The sequence below is a fragment of the Ruminococcus bromii genome (assembly GCF_002834225.1).
Classification (GTDB): Bacteria; Bacillota; Clostridia; order Oscillospirales; family Acutalibacteraceae; genus Ruminococcoides; species Ruminococcoides bromii.
This window is the reverse complement of sequence record NZ_NNSR01000019.1, coordinates 1-18,695: the sequence shown is the minus strand read 5'-3', so window position 1 is coordinate 18,695 and position 18,695 is coordinate 1. Positions and strand designations below refer to the sequence as shown.

Here is an 18,695-nt window from a genome sequence, read left to right as displayed (position 1 = left end):
TATTAATGGGTTTACCCAGTGCCACGCTTGCGTGGCACAAACAACCACCCGCTATGCGGGTGTGCATAAAAAGTTATACAAAAAAATCACCAATCGTATTACAATAAGAATGTTCAAGTCTATTGTAAAAAAAGAAAGGTGATTTTAATGGCAAATAAAACAAATAGTTTATCCCACACAAAATGGATGTGCAAATACCATGTAGTGTTTGTGCCAAAGTATAGAAGAAAAATAATATAAGCACAGTATCGACAGAGTTTGCAAGACATAATAAGATTGTTATGTCAGTACAAAGGAGTGGAGATACTAGAGGGGCATATGATGATAGATCATGTACACTTGCTCTTAAGTATACCACCGAAGATGAGTGTGTCAAGTTTTATGGGATATTTAAAAGGAAAAAGTGCGTTAATGATGTTTGAGAAACACGCAAATCTGAAGTATAAGTTTGGAAATAGGCACTTTTGGGCAGAAGGATATTATGTGAGTACAGTAGGTCTAAATGAAGCAACCATAAGGAAATACATAGAAGACCAAGAAAAGCATGATATAGCACTAGATAAATTAAGTGTACGAGAATATGAAGACCCTTTTAAGGGTGGCGAGTAATACAAACACCCTTTAAGGGGTGGCGAAAGAGGCAAAGGCAATAGGCTTGAACCAAGTGAAAGCCAGCGTCTTGAGACGCTGGCCGGTAGCATGGGCTTATAGCCCTAGAGCAAACCACCCGTTGGACGGGTGGTTTTGATTGGCATAATATTCTGTTTTGGTTTATGAATTTACGCTTACAATTCTATCTACGATTGCTATAATTTCATTTGCTTCAAGGGGTTCATCACAGGTGATTGAGTATGTTCCGTCGTCGCCCGTAAAGTATGCCGAAATGAATTTGCCGTCCTTGAGTCTGACATTCACATCTACTCCGTCAGTTGAATGGAGCTGCATTTCTTTGCCGTCATACACACCGCTGATGTCCTTTTCTCCTGCGCTCTTGCGGATTGTGATATTGCTTGTTTCGTTAAGCGGATACTGAACCTCAACAAAGCTGTTCTTTACTGCATAAATTGTGCACTGTGAATATTCGGGAAGCTTGATGTTTACCTGTGCAATTTTTGCAGCCTCTTCAAGAGTGTTACATTCGATAAAGGGATTTGGCATTCCTGTGCTTGCGGAAGTGTAATCTTCCTTTGCCTTTGTTCCTTCGTCAATAAACTGCTGAAGCATCGCCTTTACCTCGCTGAGCTTGAACTCCTCGTCACAGCTGATTGAGATTGTGCCGTCCTCGCCTGTGAAGTATGCCGCATAGATTTTGCCGTTCTCCGTTTTAAGCGTTACCTCGCAGTCACCGATGTTGATTTTCTTAAGCTGATAATCTCCGAAGAGTCCTGTGTTGTCACCCTCGGCTGCGCTCTTGCGGATTGTGATTGTATGAATTTCATCCTTTGCAATCTGAATTTCAATCATTCCCTCGCAAGCAAGAATTGTGCTTTGTGAATACTCGGGAACTGCAAACTTGATACCTGAAATCCTCTGTGCCTCTTCAATCGTCTTGCACTCCGTAAACGGGTTCGGCATTCCGTCGATGAAACCGATATGCTCGGAAGCGAATGCTATTGTATCAGGTGTTGATGTGCTTGGACTTTCCAGCGCCGAGCAGGTGAAACATACTGTTGTTGCGATTGACGCTGTAACTACTGCTGTTGTGATGATTGCGATTACTCTGTTCTTTGTGTTCTTTGTGTTTTTCATTTTTGATTGCTCCTTTAAATTTAAAAAATTTTTGTTTTGCCGTTTGGCTTTGTGAAACTTGTTTTCTTACTTCACTGTCTGTACTATATCATACCGACTGTGACAACATACTGACAAATTTCAAGGTTTTTATTTTTTTTTACTCGTCTTGGGTTTGTTTCCTTGACTTTCATTACTTGGAGTATATCAAACAGAGTATGACAAAACAGGGACAAAAATCTGAACTTTTTTGAATTTCTAAACTTTTTTAAATTCGTGCTGTAAAAAATATCAAACAAAAAGGAGAAGTCCTCACAAACTTCTCCTTTTGCAATTTTAATTATAAATTTTTCGTTATCCTATCGGGAAGATGAAATAAGGCTCTCGATAATTTGTGTTGTAGAAGTATGCAGCCTCGTCACCGCGCCAGTAAGAATGTGATTCTCCGTAAAGAGCCGCCTGCAGCACAATATAATTGTTCTTCATTGAATCGCTTTCAAGGTCATAAACGGTTGCGTCATATTCCTTGTGTATATGGAAGTAATCCTTGGACGCCTTACTGTCATAGTCTGATGAATTCGGATTAATTAGACTGTATTCCTTACCCGGAGTAAAATAGTATCCTCCGCCGTATTTAGACCACTCTCTGTTTGATACAAGCTTAGCCTCGCGCAAGCCTATGGCTAAACCATCTTTATTACACTTTAATGTGCGTGAGCCGTCAAGGGGAAGCTCCTTTTCCAGAACGCCCGAGGTCAATATTTTTGTCGGTTTTACAGTATAACCGTTTACCGCATCTTTAGCGTCAACCTGATGAACCATATATTTTGACGGAGCATTTATCAATTTACCGTTTGTCATATACTCGCCAAAGCTCATATCCTTGTAGGATGCAAACCTGTTGTTTGACTTAAGACTGTTAAAGCGTGCTTTTATAATTTTTAAATCCTTTGATGAGAGTATATTATTTGAAAGCAGATTTGTTTTATCCTCGCTGTCTGTACTGCGATTAATAAGGAAGTAAACACCTTTAGGCATTTGAGATACAGTACGCATATGTGTAACAGGGTCTTCATACACAGATTCCTTACCGTCATGGTAAAGGGAGTAATAAACATAAGCGTCTGTTCCGTCATCTTCATAGCCATCATATATCCAACGTGTTAACTTCCTTCCACTGTTATATCTGGTTTTGATTCTCATATCGTAACGGGTTCCGCTTACACGCAAGGTAATGGGTCTGTTTACAACATAGCAATATGAGTATCCCTCGGGTTCGTCATATAAACCGCTATGATTTTTTATGTAATCAATCGCCTTGTGATTAGCCTCGGTTATATCTTTGTTGTCCGTTGATGTATCATATTTTTCCACAAAGCTTGCTGTAATGCCGTAATTGTAAAGCATTACTACAAGGGATTTTCTTATGTTTTCTATATCCTGCTTTGCTTCCGACTGGAAATTATACTTATACTTCATCATTTCATCGAAGGTATTAAGTATAGCTTGTCCCTCGTAAATCTGCTTGCAGAAGTTTACATAATCATTTCTGATGTTGTTCATAAAATCGTTTGTAAGATTTTTGAATGACATCTGCATATAAATATAGCCGTAGAGTATATCTCCTGTTTTTTCGGTATATTCAATGGATTTATCTCCGTTTTCATTCATCTTCTTAACCGCATTGCCAAGGTCTGTCTTGAGTGCCTTACAAGCTCGTCGCTGTATTTAAATCCCTTTTTGCCGAATACATCATCACAGGCTTGGAAGGTGTCATCATCAAGCTTGATTGTCACTGTTTTGCTAATCTTCTTGGCGTCCACACTGTAGGCTGAATTGTTTTTATCGGGTATAGCTAATTTGCCGTCCTTGTCATAATAGAGCTTTAGCTCATCTCCATGGCCGGAGCGGATATAATCCACCAAGGACCTGCGGCAATTTGAAATGTATGAATTAACGGTTTTGTCAAGCTTTTCAACATAATTTGTATTGAAAGCACTCCACTTGCTTTCCAACGCAATCAGAGTGTTTTTCTTTGATTCGGATATTATATCATCGCCGTATTCCTCAACTGTGCTTTTTAAATCCTTTATCTCGCAGTCGAGGTTATTAACCATTGTCTTGATGTCGGTGACGATTGACAGAATCTGTGCAGTTTCTCCGTCAGAGCCTGAATCAACACCCAAAAGTGAGAAAATCGCCCCGACAAAGTCGCCGGAATAAAACTCGGAAAGCGTGACAGACTGAATAATTGTAGCAACATTGACAATATCATTGATTAAATCTTCGGACGAATAATTCGAGAATTTTTCTACAAGATTATCAATAGCATTTCCGTCAGCCTTGCTCGTTTCAAAGGCATAGGAAAGCCCTGCGCTGTTATTGTCGGACTTTGTGCCCCACAAATCAACAAGCTTGCCCTCTGAAATCTCTGCATAGCCATTAAATATAGTCCTGTTCTTGTCTGCGGAGAATGTAAATTCAATGTCACAGCCGTTGTCTGTATTTTTAACAGAGGTCACCTCTGCACCCTCAAAATCACCGCTGAATTTTATATCAGACTTCGACAGCTTCTTAAGCTCGCCGTTGCGTGCAAAAAGCTGTGCGGTCGCCTTGAATTTGTCCGAGTCGCCCTCCGGCTTATCAAGTGATTTTATTACGCCGCCGAGTGATGAACAGCTTGCCGTAATCTCAACATATATTCCGTCGCCGCCGACTGCCTTTGAGTCGATTTCGAGCGCTTTGCCGTTTAGAGCACTTACTGCATCATCAATGCTTGATTTATCCGTCTTTACATAAAGCCTGAATGAGGTTTTGTCATCACTGATTTTTACGCTGTCAACCTTATAACCCTCAAGCGTTACAAGAGGTGCAAGCTCATCGTTTGAAATTTCAAGCGTTTTGCCGTAAACATCTACATCAAAGCTCAGAAGTCCGTTTTCAAGTGCAAAGGATTTCGCATCAATATATGCGTCAAGATTGTCAACCTCGAGCATTGCAAGAATTTTTGCTCCTGCATCTGTAGCATTCTCCGAAAGCTGAACATATCCGTATGCGGCGGAGGTTGCCTCAACCTCGCCCTCGGTCTTGATTGTAATAGTGTCCCCGTCTGATGTTACAGCGGTTGCTTTCAGATTTTCAAATGCACCTGATAAGGTAATATCTTCGGGTTTTATTTTTTCAGAAGCTTTTGCATTTGTAAGCTTTAATTCCAAGGTCGGGTTTTCCTGACCGTTTTTAAGGTTTGTCGTTATTTTTGCCTCGGGCGTGGTGCTTTCTTCAAGACAGATGTTGTCAAATCCCAAGACAAACGCCTTACCGTCAACCGCCTCCTTATGCACATAGTACAGATACATACAGTAGTAATCGTACTCAGGCTCTTTAAAGCTAAGCTCAAGCGTTTTGTCGTCCTTGCGCTGGGTGGTAACGCCCTCAACAAGGGTTTCCTTGAAAAGCTCTTTACTGCTTTGTGCAGTATCATTAGTACTTAGTGACTTAATGCTTGCCTTTGAAACAGGATAGGCAACCACACGAACACTGTCGCTTTTGACCTCTGATTTGTAACTTATATCTTCAGCGGAAAGAGTTACATATCTTGTTCCGTCATTTTCAGTGGATATTACTTTTGCAATCTTCATATTTTCATAGTCAGCGTCTGTAATCTCCCATTTTCCATCCCACGACGGAGCATTTGAACACGCCGCTACGCTAAGGCAGATTATCACAGCAAGCAACAGCGCCACCATTCTTTTCAAATTTGTTTTCATTTTAAATCCTCCTTTTTATGCTTTATTGTCAAAGCTGTATTAAAACTTTTTCTTGAGAGTTGAAGTCTGCGCAATTAACACCACTGCAGCTACTGCAATCAGAAGCCAGCTTGGAAGCAGTGTGGGCAGACTGAAACCGAAATTCTGCGAATTAATGTAGCTTACTGCAAACGGTGCGGCGGCAGTTAATATTCCGCCCAGTATGTAAATTACAGAAGATATAACGGCAAATCTGCCTGCACTTTCTCCTGTGTATTGGTCGATTTTCATAATACCGATACACCTTTTTGCACCAAGCTGAGCAATACCCAGTATCACGCCCAACACGCCTACGACTGCAATAATATAATCGTATGCCGGAATTGTTTCAAAAATGTTCATAATAATTTCCTCCGTTAATGAATTTAATTTAAGTTTGTGTACTGATGATAACATACCCACTATGACAAAATACGGACAAATGTTCAATATTCATAAAATTTCGGGTATATATCATCTGTTTTTTCTTATTTTAACATACAGGGCGTGACAAATGCGTGACACTTTCGGGCGTTTTTTAATAAAAAATAAAAATTTTTCAATTTTCTGCAAATAAAAACGGTTGAGCTTTTGCCCAACCGTGTTCAATAATTTTTCAGTTGTTATTTTGCATCAGACCTGCGCAGGTTGATTCTGCCCAGCTGTACTGCATCATATACTCGCCGTGAAACCTTGGCTCCCCTGTTTGCAGATAACTGAAATAATCGCAGTCAATTAGCTCAGTATTAAGGAAATAGTTGTAGCCGTTTTGCTGCAGAACCTCCTCTGCATCAGCATAACGAAGAGCATTTCGCAAATCAAAAAACAACTGGCGTACATATGTCATATGCTTACTGTCATCTTCAATACCGCTCCACATTATAGAACAGATTTGCTTTGCCGTCATTCCTGCTCCTCTGCGGTCAACAAGAATTGCAAGTAGCTCTTTTGACTTTAATCGCTTAAAGTTAAGAATTTTTCCCTGTGCATACACCTCAAAATTTCCGAAGCATTTAACCGTCAACAGCTTGTATGTGGTTTTCTCCTTGGCTTTTTCCTGCTTTATGTGGTCAATTTCAGCCTGTACCGCCTTTGCCGTAATCGGTTTTAAAAGGTATCCTGAAACATGAATTTTAAATGCCTCAACCGCATACTCCGAAAAGCCTGTACAGAAAACAATCTTGCAGTTTGGCTGAATTTCAAGCAATCTTTCTGCAAGTGCAAGTCCGCCCATTCCGCGCATACTTATATCGAGAAACGCAATATCAATCGGATTGGTTTTTGCCCACTCAAGAGTTGCCGTGCAGGATGTAAACTGTGCAACAGACGATATATCGGGCGACTCCTTTACAGCCGAAGTCAATGCATTAAGCATAATCTGCTCGTCGTCCACAGTCAATGCTCTCATATAGCTTCCTCCTTTGGAATAGTGATGACGGCAGTTGTGCCTTTGCCTAAAACACTGTCAACCGTCAGAGTGCCGCCGCACATAGCAGTAATTCTTTCACGGATATTCTCAATACCGATATGCTTATTTTTATCATAAACGGCTGATTTGTCAAAGCCTACTCCGTTATCCTTTACACACACGCAGTAATCTGTATCGGTTTCATAAGTAGATACGGTTATTTTACCGCCGCTTTCAAGTCCCATAAGTCCGTGCTTTACGGCGTTTTCAACAAGTGGCTGAACCGAAAGCGCAGGCAGATTAAAATCTTCAGCTTTCAAATCGTATTCTGTCTGAATGTCGGGAAAACGAACCTGCTCTATGCTCATATAGCATTTTATATGATTCATCTCCTGCGAAAAACGAATAGGCACGCTGTTGTTAAGCTCGCTGAAATTTCCTCGCAGATATTGAGAAAAGCTGTGTGTTAATTCCGCCGCCTTTTCGGGCTGTTCAAGGCACAGCTGATGTATTGTTCCGAGGGTGTTATATATAAAATGTGGCTGTATCTGACTTATCATTGTTGAAATGCGGTTTTCGGTAATCTGCCGTTCCTTTTGCGCAAGCTCCCTGTTTTTTTCAACAAGCTGAATTTCCTTTTCCGAAAGCTGTCGTGTCAGCTCTCCTCGGAACAGCATATAAATCAAAAGCAAAGAAACCGTAGTTGCCATATACAGAGGAGTCGGGTCCCAGTATGAAAGCAACGGCATTGTAAGCAATGGCAGTACGCTGAACGAAAGAAGATAAACAGTGCCTTTTAGTGTGAGTATTTTCCAGAATCTGATTACCATAAAAATTTCAAGCAATATGATAATGAAATCAAGAAATCTCACTATAAAGTAATACTCTCCGTCAACATAATATCCGTTTGAGTCAAAGTCAAACAGCATTCCGTTAAACAGGGAAATTACAACAATACAAAGATAAACTGCGCCGATAACTGCAATTACTTTCGCATATTTCCACGATATTTTCTGCCGTTCTCTGACAAAGCCTATCAGGCAATAAGCATACAAAACTTCGAGTATTGCCCCTAAACCAAATGAAATAAACGCACATAATTTTAAAATTGGAATATTGTCCGGTGAACCGCCAAAAATCCACAATCCGCTTTCGCCGAGAAGCATAAGAATATTTGTCGCAAGCAAGGCTGTAAAGCACCTCATAAACGGTCTGCTCCGTGTTTTGTCAGTCACCACTCCCAAAAACATAAACAGCGTAATTACAGCCGAAAACCAGAGCAACCCGATATTAAGTTCAATGTTATTATTGAGATTTTCCACATATCTGCCCCCTGTTTTCCGAATAATTGTTTTTGAGATAATCGCAGTAATTTTTGTCATCTGAAATCAGCAGATAATTTTCAAGAGCTTTTTCATCATCGGAAGGAAAACATATATTCAACCCCGAGATGTTACTTTTTGTTTCGGATTTCACAGCTTTTATTATTCTGCTGAAATCATAACTAATATTAAAGTAATCTGCAATATCGCCGAAATCATATAAATATCCAATTGACGAACCGAAGCTTTCACACTCCTGAACTGCCTTTGACATAATAAGCCTGTTGTTACTTCTTTCGGCTTTGTCAATACATTGTGATAAGACAGCTTTTACCTTATCAAACTCAGTAAGCTTGATTGCCGAAAGAGTGTAATCATCACTGTCATGATGAGACTTTTCGTAGCTGTTCAGAATAACATCATAAAAACTTTTTGTACCGAGAGCTTCTGCAACAGCCTTGTAGTCCCAGCCGCCTGTCGGCTCATCATCCTCTGATGCTATCATATAATCAGCATATTTTGATACCGTCAGCGCTGTTTCGTAATTCGCCATAAGACAGCAATCAAATCCTATAAATTCAAAGCTTCCGGAAAAAGTGCTTTCTGAAAGTGCCTCATCAAACTCCTGCACCGTCAGCCAGTCATTATTGTACATCTCATCTTTGCAAATACCTTTGAGGAATCCTCCGCCGTGGTCCCATAAAATCAGTGCAGTCCTTTCAGACGGAAATTCTTTTATCCCCCAGTCAATGAAGTCCTTAAGCGTTGAGGAGTCACCCATACAGCATAGTTTACTCTCCTCAAGAAGTACAAGCTTATTGTCAGACACCTCATACCTCTGCAGTTTATCGCTCGAAATACCGTGTTTTTTCCATCTCAAAGAGCCGCCTGTTTCAAGCACAACATTAACTTTATCGGGAATTTCTGCACTTAACAGCTCGGAAATATCGTCTGATGCAGAGCCGTTCTTACTCTCAAGAGAGCTTCCGCACATATAAATAAGAAGAGTAAAATCATCATTATCAGTTTTTTCAGTCGTACTTTGTTTCTCGGAGGCAGGCTTTGTTTTTGCTTTATCCTCAGAACAACCAAATAGAAAAACGCAAAAGATTAAAATTGTCAATAAGCATATTAACTTGATATCTTTAAAGCCTCTGTTCATATACGCACCACCTTTATAAATTTTATCACAAGAAATTTCAAAGTTCAATAATGAGGATTTATTTTTAGAAAATCAACACTACCGAATACAGTAACAGCAATGAGATGAATTAAAGTCCTGAATTTTTTAATTCGCAAAATTTCGCAGATTTTTAAATATTCGCAAATATTTTTAAAATTCCCTGTTTTTTTGTCAGTATCTTGTCACAGTCGCCCTGTTATACTGTAGTCACAAGATAAGGAACAGACAAAAGCTCCTTAGAAAAACAAACAAACCAAAACAACTTAAATAACTAGGTGGTATAATTATGAAAAAGCAGACAGGAACAATCAAAAGAAGACTTATCGCAATTGCTCTTACGGCTGTAGCACTCACATCGTTCACAACAATGACAATTATCTCAGCGTCGGCGGCAACAGCCCAGACAACAGTCAGTGCAAGCCTGCACAAAAATACAAACAACGCACTGAATGCGGCGCAGGCAAATAATGAAAAAACAGTTACAGGTCTTGTGAATGCGACAATAAGCGTCGCTCAGGGCGACTTTGTAACGGCAGTTAAAACATCTCTTGGTCTTATTCCATACGGAAAATGCATAGCTTCATTGTTTGAATTCGGTATGGGACTTATCTCAGACATATTAAATGAGCAGGATCCAAGCGGAGCAGTAAAATCTCCCTCAATAGAGGAAATAAAGGTTCAGCTTGATAAGGTGAGAGAACAGCTCAATGCAATTGAAGGTCTGGTTAAGGAATTAAAGAACGAGGACTTCAACAAGAGCATCAACACGCTTATCCGTATGTACGATAAGCACAATGCAAAAATAACAAATTTAGCAAATGCAAGATATGAACTGGCAAAGGCCAAGAAAGACGGCGCAGACTCAGCTGAAATTGAGAAGAAACAGCAGGCGGCAGACAAGGCTCTCAGGGCAATCATGGATATTGATGACAGGGATGTACAGGACCTCAGAAAAGGAATCGAAAAATGCACCCAAGTTGTATTATGGGTGCATTTAGTTTTGTTTGGTGCCACAGATAGTTCTTACTTCACTATTTGCATAGCTCATTTCTAAAAAAGCTTAGTTGCTTTGAATGAGTCTTTCTAACTATTGCAATTCGCAAAATGGTTAAGAACACATTCATACTTTTTTTTACCGAATTTATCAATAATATTATATCTTGCTTCATTAGATGTTTCAGAAATTAACATTTCCACTTTTTTATAGTCAGTTATATGTTTGTTAATACTGCTATGATTTTTTATTACATTGCTGATAAATTTCCAATTTTGCGGCTGATTCAAGACATCAACCGATAAAAGATATTCCTTTAGAAAGTCCTGATAATTGTATATATTATTAGACAAGTATTCTTTATCTCCGAGATAATCATAACTAATTTTGTAACCACAGGAAGATAAGGCATATATCTGTCTGAGTACAGTAAAAAATTCTTTATCAAAACAGTATTCAAAAGTGCTTTTAAAATCAGTGTCAAAATCGAACCTATGACTCATTTCATGACAAAGCAGACTAATAAAATTATTGATTGTAGTTGTATCTTCTATATTCTGAGAAAATAAATCTTCTATTTCGGAATGATTTATATAAATAATCTGCCCTGATAAGCCTGAATGAGATATATTTTCGTTAAAAACAAAAATATATGTAACATCATCTACGCCGGAAAATTCACATAAATATCTTTTTAAATTTACACATTCGTTAAGATAAGCTTGCGCATTTAACTTAACTGCATTTAAATCATTGAAATCATTTTTATTAAAAACAAATTTAATTTCTTGATTTTTATCACACAAAACCTTAATCGCATCACATTCTTCCGCATCATATATTTTCATTGATTTAAGCCTAATAATGCCATAAAACAAATTTTTTTCAGTGCCAACGCTAACTGTAAATCCTGTTTCACCATTTTTATCGGCTGCAAAAATATGATGGATTATATAAGTATTATCGTGTTTTTCCGGAACAGAATATGTATATTTTCCGTTGATATCAAAATTCTCTTTGGTATTTACTGTAATTGCAATATCATCATCATTTTGAAAATGAGAATCATTCAATATTGTAAATTCAAATTCAATGTCATACAGCTTGTCGGCTTCTATACCGCTGACAGAATAGTCCAAAACTGTTTTTCCGCCATTTTTGGGCGAAAATTCAAAATTATTGTCTTCAATTTTAAGTTCCTCTGTGTTTTGAGAGTTACAGGAAACTAAACCTGCACTATCATGGGAACTGCAAGAAGAAAATAAGAATACCGCCGTAAAAGACATAATTATTACAGGTATAAATATTTCAAAAAATCTTCTCATACTATTTACATTTTCTTAATGCTAAAAATACAAAAACGTCAAAGGCAGACAAAAATACAATAAAGAAAATATTAATACGATTAGTATAATCATTATAAATATCAGAGTAATTATTCGGATTGAATCTTACAGTTATTATATTTCCTTCACTTACATTATGAAAATTTCCTAATCGGTATTTAGAACTATATTTCTTTGCCTCAATAGTATATTCAACAATTGCATATTTCGCAGATGAATTGCTTTTACTGCCTTTACCTGAAAAAGTATCTGTATAAACTTTAGAAACTTCAGCTTCTACACTTATATAATCTTTATGTGCAATAACATTAACAATCATAATTGTTATCAAAACCAATATAGTTGCCATCACAACACTAAACACTATTCTTAACATCTTTTTAGGTACTTTAACAATCATTTTTTCTTTTCCTTTTAAAACGGCTGTATCACAATGTAATACAGCCGTTTAATCATTATGCTCTTGCCAAATCTTTAAAATTTAGCCGGCGTTAGCATAAGAGAATTCATTCACATAAACAAACTCTTGAGTATATGAATTATAATCAAATACATGCCAAAGAGTTCCACCTCTGTTTTCCGGAATATTGAATGTAGCAACCAACTGGCTTCCCGAGAATAGTTTTACCTGAGCTCCGGAATTTGACATTGCTGTACTTGAGTCACTGTCTTTGTTTGTATAATCATGAACATAAAAACTATACACGCCGTTTTCTGCAACCTGATATACTGTAGATGTTTCAGGACCATAACTAGTAGTATCATCTAAGTCAAGATTTGCAACAAGTGTTTCGCCTTCACGATAATCCTTATTATAATAACATGTATGGAAGTTACCTCCGTCATCGTCAAAATAATACAGATGCGAATCGAGGTCTGATGGATATTCACCCCATGTAAGCACTACACGGAAGCTTGAATCATCTATAGAAATATCAGATGTAGGTGCTAAAGCAACATTCTTTACGGTATTTTCATCTGCGGTTATTGTTACGCTGATAAGCTCGTCAACATATCCATCCTTTTTGAAAAGAACAGAATAGTAACCGGGAACAAGTTCAATAGAATAGCTGTTGCTTGCCGTACCGGAAGCAATAACATCTCCAACTTTTGTATTAAGTCCGCTTCTCACCTCATACTGAACATTCTCAACAGAAGAACCTGTGAGCGCATTTGTAAACGAACCCGATACAGTACCCAAACCATCAAGATGATCTCTGTCGATCATAAGTGTTGCTTCACATACAACTCTCTGACCACTTACAACATCAACATCTACGCTTGCTTTCTTGTAGCCTGTAGCTTTCACATCAAACTGATAAGAACCGGCTGAAAGATTCTGTACAAAAAATTCGCCTATCAATACTGTGTTATTATCAGCTAAAGTAGTATCTGTAGTTCTTGTATATCCGGATTTAACAAGATTACCTGTAGCCTTGTTATAAATCTTGACTTGAGCACCGCTTATCTTTGCACCTGTTTGTCCATCTTTAACAACACCTAACAGGCTTCCTTTTCCGTATGTACACTCATCTACAAATTTTAAGTTTTCGATATGTATGCCTTTCTTTAGCGGTGAACTGTCTTCATCAAATATATCCCAGTATAGTTCTATGTTGAATACCTTATCCAACAAATCACCGACTATAGTATCCTTGTCTAATTCCAAAGTCAAGTACATGTAAACTGTTCCATCTCCGCAAAACAAATCAGGCTCGCAATCCAAATGAGCAGTAAACTTAATTGTCAAGCCAATTCCGCCATGAATATCAACTCCTACAATGTCAAATACTGAAAACAGTGTCAGTCTGACTGCCATTCCAACTCCTAATTTTGCACTGCCGTTAGCTTCAATTGCTGTAAACTCAGAACTGTATTCTTTAATATTTCTGAATACTCCATCCTTATACTGTATGCCAGTTGTTCTGTCAATTGAATAAGAAATTGAGAGCTGACCGCTTACATCAAGATTAATAAAGAACACCAGGTCAACGGTAAAGCCTGTAGTACCAAGTGCAAACGGCACTCTTCCGATTTCAGTTTTTCCTGAGCCGAATTTAGGTTTACCTGTAGTTACATCATAGCTACTTTCCGGAATTCCAAAATCGTATGTAAGATTACCGGAAAATTTAACTTGATCAGTTACGGTTAAGGTTAACTCATCAAGTGACAAGCCGCCAAATATTTTACCTTTTGCTTTTGCTGTAACATCCGGAATTGAAATATCAATCTTACCGCTTGCCTTCAAGCCTGACTTTATTTCTTTTTCTGTTAAGGTGTAAGATAAGGTGCCTGCCGAAACCGAACCGCCAATATCAAAAGCATTAACATCTTCGTCAGAATTTACAACTCCATTAGGATCATACTCAACATCAACATCTTCAGTTGTTTCTGCTTTATTTACAAGTGCAACACCATGTCCGGCATAATCAAAGTCCTGAATTGTTTCTTCTATTTTAGCTTCCTCGCATATAAGAACTACCTTGCCGTCAATAGTTTTTACTTCATTCACCTTAACAGCAAGACCGCCAATATACTCATCGTTTGGGGAAAGAACAATTACATCGCCTGCAGTCAATGATGCATCAGCATCTGTATTTGAAGCCAACTCGACAGTATATATGCCTTCTTCTGATTCTGTTGCGGTGTAATCAACATCAAGGGTAACAACACCCTCATGATAATCTATAATGTCTTTTTCCTGTCCTTCTTTAACTTCAAGAGAATCATTAAAGTAATCGATTCTGTTAAGAATCATATTTGCGTCAGCACCTGTTATCGCATTATTTGGTGCAAACTTTGAATCTATTAGATCCATAAATTTTTGATTTACAACAACAGCAACCTCATTGACATACTGTATAGTATCCAGATCTGTAGCTTCAAGGCTGTATTCACCTTCAAAGCCCATAGTCTTTGCAACAGTATAAGCAACAAATTCTCTTGTAGCCGGCTTATCAGCCTCAAACAAAGGCACATCCTGTTCAGGATCTACATATCCCGGAGAATCAGGAGCAGGTAGCAAACCATAAGCCTGAGCTGTTTCTACAACAGCACCATAATCAGATTCAGCTGAATCACCGTAAAAATAATCAAATCCCTCAGGGAATTCGCCGATTTCAATATCAAATTTATCAATGATTATTGAAACCCACTCCCCTTTGGTAAATGTTTTTTCATCATCATAATACTTCTCATTATAATCTTCTTCATAGCTTGGCAAAGAATATTTTACAGTTGATGTAAGTTTTACAATATTATCTCCTACATTAACATTCTGCTCTAATTCCACTTTAGAAGTTGTAACAGAATTATCGGATTGAGCTTGTTTGTCATCTTCTGCAGCATAAAACACAGGTATTGCACCTAAAACAAGTGCAAAGCAAAGGAAAATACTTGTCAATTTGTAAAATTTCTTTTTGTTCTTCACAATGCAAAAAATCCCCAAACTGATTGCAGCACAAACAAATACTATCAATAAAGTTGTATTTTCAAAACCTGTTTGAACAGCTCCAGAGGCATTTGTATTAACTTGCGTGTTTTCGCCTACTGTGCTTGTAGCGTCAGCGCCTACTGCGCTTGTAGCGTCAGTAAGATTTAGTTCAGTGAGATTACCGGTAGTATTCGGCACTGTAGGAGCAGTAGTTGAATTTTCCACAGTATTCTTTACGGTAAACTTAGTTTGTAATTCTACTACTTGATTGGGATGAATAACATCAATTTTCTGCTTTTCTAAACTTGAATCAACAAATTCATATCCGTCAGGAACAGCATTTACCCATTCAATATCTGTAATATCCTCGGTTCCGTTATTAGCGATTTTAAGAACGGCGGTAATGGTTTCATTTTCAGAGTAAGAGTCTTTTGTTGTTTCAAAATAAAAATCAATGTTATCTTGAGTTACACTTGCGGCAAAGGTATGTATAGAAGCTAAGCAGAGCAACGTAATGCATACCAAAATTATTGCGCAATACTTTTTAATTGTTTTCAAAAAAATCACTCCTGTTTTTTTAATTTTAGATTAATTATGTACCTTGTACCCTATTTTATTAAATCAAACAACCCCCCTCTTTTATGACAAATTTGTCAAAGAATGGAATAAATATATAAAATCATAGTCATTATATCACTTTTTCTATAATATGTCAATAAGAAATTTGGTTTTCCGTTTAATTTCAGTTAATCAGCACGAGTATTTAGCATTCAGAGAATGGAACTACCTAGTAAACCAACTTTAAATAGTATATACTATTTCACCCATCAATCTCTGTACCATCATTGAAATCAAATACCAAAACTCCGTCACTTTGAACCGTAACCTTATCAGCTACCGTCAGCCAAAGGCAATTATCAAATTCGGTGAGCAGTTCGTCACGCTTTAAAAGGTCGGAAATGAAGCGGTCTATTGCTTTTCTTTTTGAAAGCTTGTTTTCCTTCTGATGTTCAAGCTCATCATATCTTGATTTTGCTTTTTTCATAGCGGTCAACATAGTTGTTGTATCTCTCGGTATATTTTTTCTGGTCCTGTGCCGATGATGAATTTTCGGCTATGCACTTTTTAATTAGTTTGGTAACGACTTCAAGCTCACGGAGAAGTTCTGACATTTCTCTGTCAATCTCCTCAGTATCGGTCAGAACATCTCTTGTAAGTTTGCAAGCCTTTATGAACGGCTCTTTGTCGGAAATCAGTCCGTTATATACCTTGAGAAATCGTGCCTTTATTTCATCTTCGGTAATATGCGGTGTTTTGCAACAGGTATTGTCCTTGAATTTTCTGTTGCACTGCCATATTACCGTTTTGTATTTATCCGTTGAATGCCAGGTTTTAGAACCGTAAAAGCCACCGCAGTCACCGCAAACGATTTTTGCACCGAATACGCTTTTACCACTATACGCTCTGCCTATGGATTTTCTGCGTTTAAATTCGTCCTGAACCGCTTCCCACTCCATCGGGTCAATGATGGCTTTGTGTGAGTTTTCAATGTAGTATTGCGGAACTTCGCCCTCATTTATCTTCATTTTTTTAGAAAGAAAATCCACGGTAAACTTCTTTTGCAGTCTTGCCGCACCTTTATATTTTTCATTCTTTAGAATACTCTCAATGGTTGTCGGCTGCCATACTTGCTTTCCGGACGGGGTTGGAATATTCTTTGCTGTAAGTATTCTTGCAATACCGCCTGTGGTTTTTCCGCTCATAAAAAGGTGGTATATCCGTCTGACAAGCTTTGCCTGTTCCTCATTAACAACAGGTGGATCACCCTTGTTTTCACCACGCTCATATCCGAGAAAGTGCTTGTACGGCAAACTGACCTTGCCATCGGAGAACCTTTTTCTCTGTCCCCAGGTTACATTTTCCGAAATACTGCGGCTCTCCTCCTGTGCAAGTGATGACATAATGGTAAGCAGCAATTCTCCCTTGCTGTCAAATGTCCATATGTTCTCTTTTTCAAAATAAACCTCAACGCCCTTATCTTTCAGCTTGCTAATTGTAACAAGGCTGTCTACCGTGTTTCTTGCAAAACGGCTTACTGATTTTGTTATAATGAGGTCTATTTTTCCTGCAAGTGCATCGGAAATCATCTCGTTAAATCCATCACGCTTTTTTGTGTTAAGACCGCTTATGCCCTCATCGGTATATACTTTTACGAACTCCCAATCGCTGTGGTTTTTAATAAAGCTTGTATAATAGTCAATCTGTGCCTCATATGAAGTAAACTGCTTGTCCTTGTCAGTCGAAACGCGAGCATAACCGGCTGTTCGTCTTTTCTTAACCGTTGTATTTGAAATTCTTGTCAGCGGATTTATTGTGGGCGGAATAACCGTAACCTTTCTTGTTGCCATTATACTATCCCCTTTTGATTAAGTGCTCTTTGCCTTGCACATTCTCGCATTTTATCAGTCCAGCTATTCTTTCTTGTGCGTGGAACCCAGTTCTTTGAAACTTCTGTTCCATCCGTAAAGTAAAATAATAATGTGCAGTTATTTTTTGCTCTGATGTTTTTGATTTTGCTATGTAAAATATCCTCGTCAAATTCATCAAGCTTTAAAACTTCAGTGGCAAGCCTGTAAATCTCTTCTTCTGGTATCTGCCGTGACGGGCAGAACGCTTTTCCCTGTGTCAGAAATGTTTGACATTGCCAAGCGTGTTTTCCCTTTGATGTGGTTCTCTTGTACTTTGCACCACAGTTATCACAGACAATCATACCCGAAAAAGCAGAAAGCGTAGGTTTTTTCAAAGTTTCTCTTCTTGTTGCTAACTCGTTAAGTATCCCTTGGGCTTTGGCAAACAATTCTTCGTCAACAATGGCATCGTGTGTTCCTTCGGCATAGTATTTAGGCAACTGACAGTCATTGTGAATCAGTTTCTTTTCCAGTTGATTATTACGGTATTTCTTTTGCAAAAGCGCATTGCCGAGATATTTTTCATTCGAAAGCAAATCCCTTATTCGTTGTGAATTCCATTTCCCACCCAAGCAACGAGTGATACTTCTGTTGTTCAAATCTTTTGCTATAGCAGTAAAACTCTCACCATTAACGGCTCTCTCAAAAACTTCACGCACTATGTCAGCTTGTGCCCGGTCAATCTCTATTTTGGTTCATCACGATTTTTTGTGGGATGGTGAACGGACATAAGGAATAGAAAGATAGCGAATCAAGGTAAAAAAGAAGTCATCATCACGGTAACCGTAGCCGATTCTTTTAGCGACCTTGATCTTGTTGTTGAAGCCTTCGAGCTTGCCGGTGCTGATTGAGTAGATGGCATGGGCAGCTAAGTCGATGAGCCGTTTTTCTTTTTTGAACTGCAAACCGTACCAATGCGGGAATCTCACTTTTTTCGCCGCCTGAAACCATTTTGTCCATCGCTACCGCCGCAATAAGGACACCGGACTGTCTGCATTGACCTTACGCTCTCCAAAAACAGTACGCTT

14 protein-coding genes and 2 pseudogenes are annotated in these 18,695 nt (G+C 38.3%); 2 read left to right on the top strand and 14 right to left on the bottom strand.

All coding sequences use genetic code 11. The features are described 5' to 3' along the window. Positions 1–147 precede the first annotated feature (147 nt). Positions 148–609: pseudogene (gene tnpA, locus RBATCC27255_RS01090) on the top strand (IS200/IS605 family transposase). Positions 610–771: 162 nt separating this feature from the next. On the opposite strand, the gene RBATCC27255_RS01080 reads toward tnpA, so the two are convergent. The 7 genes from RBATCC27255_RS01080 to RBATCC27255_RS01050 form a co-directional block, all read right to left on the bottom strand. Further along, positions 772–1,749, bottom strand: coding sequence for a hypothetical protein (locus RBATCC27255_RS01080; RefSeq protein ID WP_101028353.1), 978 nt, complete (start codon positions 1,747–1,749; stop codon positions 772–774). 333 nt (positions 1,750–2,082) lie between these two features. Continuing rightward, complete coding sequence (locus RBATCC27255_RS01075; RefSeq protein WP_101028352.1) at positions 2,083–3,399, bottom strand: hypothetical protein; 1,317 nt, start codon at positions 3,397–3,399, stop codon at positions 2,083–2,085. Then, a complete protein-coding gene (locus RBATCC27255_RS01070; RefSeq protein WP_101028351.1) occupies positions 3,396–5,495 on the bottom strand; it encodes a hypothetical protein in 2,100 nt (699 codons plus the stop codon). Before RBATCC27255_RS01070 ends, RBATCC27255_RS01075 begins: the two co-directional genes overlap by 4 nt. Before the next feature lie 39 nt (positions 5,496–5,534). Further along, positions 5,535–5,876, bottom strand: coding sequence for a hypothetical protein (locus tag RBATCC27255_RS01065; protein WP_101028350.1), 342 nt, complete (start codon positions 5,874–5,876; stop codon positions 5,535–5,537). A gap of 253 nt (positions 5,877–6,129) precedes the next feature. Further along, entirely contained in the window at positions 6,130–6,921 is a 792-nt protein-coding gene (locus RBATCC27255_RS01060; RefSeq protein WP_101028349.1) for a LytR/AlgR family response regulator transcription factor, read from the bottom strand. After that, positions 6,918–8,243 (bottom strand): sensor histidine kinase, encoded by a 1,326-nt coding sequence (locus RBATCC27255_RS01055; protein WP_169923195.1) that lies wholly within the window; start codon positions 8,241–8,243, stop codon positions 6,918–6,920. The genes RBATCC27255_RS01060 and RBATCC27255_RS01055 overlap by 4 nt, the downstream gene beginning before the upstream one ends. Continuing rightward, positions 8,227–9,405 (bottom strand): clostripain-related cysteine peptidase, encoded by a 1,179-nt coding sequence (locus RBATCC27255_RS01050; RefSeq protein ID WP_101028347.1) that lies wholly within the window; start codon positions 9,403–9,405, stop codon positions 8,227–8,229. Before RBATCC27255_RS01050 ends, RBATCC27255_RS01055 begins: the two co-directional genes overlap by 17 nt. Positions 9,406–9,712: 307 nt before the next feature. Between RBATCC27255_RS01050 and RBATCC27255_RS01045 the strand changes: the two genes are divergently transcribed. Further along, on the top strand, positions 9,713–10,480 hold the full coding sequence (locus RBATCC27255_RS01045; protein ID WP_101028346.1) for a coiled-coil domain-containing protein: 768 nt from the start codon (positions 9,713–9,715) through the stop codon (positions 10,478–10,480). Positions 10,481–10,509: 29 nt separating this feature from the next. On the opposite strand, the gene RBATCC27255_RS01040 is transcribed toward RBATCC27255_RS01045, so the two are convergent. From RBATCC27255_RS01040 to RBATCC27255_RS01015, 7 genes and pseudogenes are all read right to left on the bottom strand, one after another. Further along, complete coding sequence (locus RBATCC27255_RS01040; protein ID WP_101028345.1) at positions 10,510–11,745, bottom strand: hypothetical protein; 1,236 nt, start codon at positions 11,743–11,745, stop codon at positions 10,510–10,512. Position 11,746: 1 nt separating this feature from the next. Next, on the bottom strand, positions 11,747–12,166 hold the full coding sequence (locus tag RBATCC27255_RS01035) for a hypothetical protein (RefSeq protein ID WP_101028344.1): 420 nt from the start codon (positions 12,164–12,166) through the stop codon (positions 11,747–11,749). Positions 12,167–12,247: 81 nt separating this feature from the next. After that, positions 12,248–15,757, bottom strand: a complete 3,510-nt coding sequence (locus RBATCC27255_RS01030; RefSeq protein WP_101028343.1) for a carboxypeptidase regulatory-like domain-containing protein — start codon at positions 15,755–15,757, stop codon at positions 12,248–12,250. 262 nt (positions 15,758–16,019) lie between these two features. Next, positions 16,020–16,244: a hypothetical protein gene (locus RBATCC27255_RS10705; RefSeq protein WP_341458186.1), complete on the bottom strand. Its 225-nt coding sequence runs from the start codon at positions 16,242–16,244 to the stop codon at positions 16,020–16,022. Next, the gene (locus RBATCC27255_RS01025) at positions 16,219–17,607 is read right to left on the bottom strand and encodes a recombinase family protein (RefSeq protein ID WP_341458185.1); all 1,389 of its coding nucleotides are present in this window, start codon (positions 17,605–17,607) and stop codon (positions 16,219–16,221) included. Before RBATCC27255_RS01025 ends, RBATCC27255_RS10705 begins: the two co-directional genes overlap by 26 nt. After that, positions 17,607–18,326 (bottom strand): recombinase family protein, encoded by a 720-nt coding sequence (locus tag RBATCC27255_RS01020; RefSeq protein WP_101028342.1) that lies wholly within the window; start codon positions 18,324–18,326, stop codon positions 17,607–17,609. The genes RBATCC27255_RS01025 and RBATCC27255_RS01020 overlap by 1 nt, the downstream gene beginning before the upstream one ends. Positions 18,327–18,365: 39 nt before the next feature. Then, a pseudogene (locus tag RBATCC27255_RS01015) lies at positions 18,366–18,614 on the bottom strand (transposase); the annotation flags it as partial. Positions 18,615–18,695: the final 81 nt, after the last annotated feature.

Bases quoted from the DNA above. Each gene is read 5' to 3' on its own strand.
- RBATCC27255_RS01060 (WP_101028349.1), bottom strand. From the start codon at position 6,921: ATGAGAGCATTGACTGTGGACGACGAGCAGATTATGCTTAATGCATTG.
- RBATCC27255_RS01025 (WP_341458185.1), bottom strand. From the start codon at position 17,607: ATGGCAACAAGAAAGGTTACGGTTATTCCGCCCACAATAAATCCGCTG.
- RBATCC27255_RS01035 (WP_101028344.1), bottom strand. From the start codon at position 12,166: ATGATTGTTAAAGTACCTAAAAAGATGTTAAGAATAGTGTTTAGTGTT.
- RBATCC27255_RS01075 (WP_101028352.1), bottom strand. From the start codon at position 3,399: ATGAATGAAAACGGAGATAAATCCATTGAATATACCGAAAAAACAGGA.
- RBATCC27255_RS10705 (WP_341458186.1), bottom strand. From the start codon at position 16,244: ATGAAAAAAGCAAAATCAAGATATGATGAGCTTGAACATCAGAAGGAA.
- RBATCC27255_RS01040 (WP_101028345.1), bottom strand. From the start codon at position 11,745: ATGAGAAGATTTTTTGAAATATTTATACCTGTAATAATTATGTCTTTT.
- RBATCC27255_RS01065 (WP_101028350.1), bottom strand. From the start codon at position 5,876: ATGAACATTTTTGAAACAATTCCGGCATACGATTATATTATTGCAGTC.
- RBATCC27255_RS01070 (WP_101028351.1), bottom strand. From the start codon at position 5,495: ATGAAAACAAATTTGAAAAGAATGGTGGCGCTGTTGCTTGCTGTGATA.
- RBATCC27255_RS01080 (WP_101028353.1), bottom strand. From the start codon at position 1,749: ATGAAAAACACAAAGAACACAAAGAACAGAGTAATCGCAATCATCACA.
- RBATCC27255_RS01045 (WP_101028346.1), top strand. From the start codon at position 9,713: ATGAAAAAGCAGACAGGAACAATCAAAAGAAGACTTATCGCAATTGCT.
- RBATCC27255_RS01050 (WP_101028347.1), bottom strand. From the start codon at position 9,405: ATGAACAGAGGCTTTAAAGATATCAAGTTAATATGCTTATTGACAATT.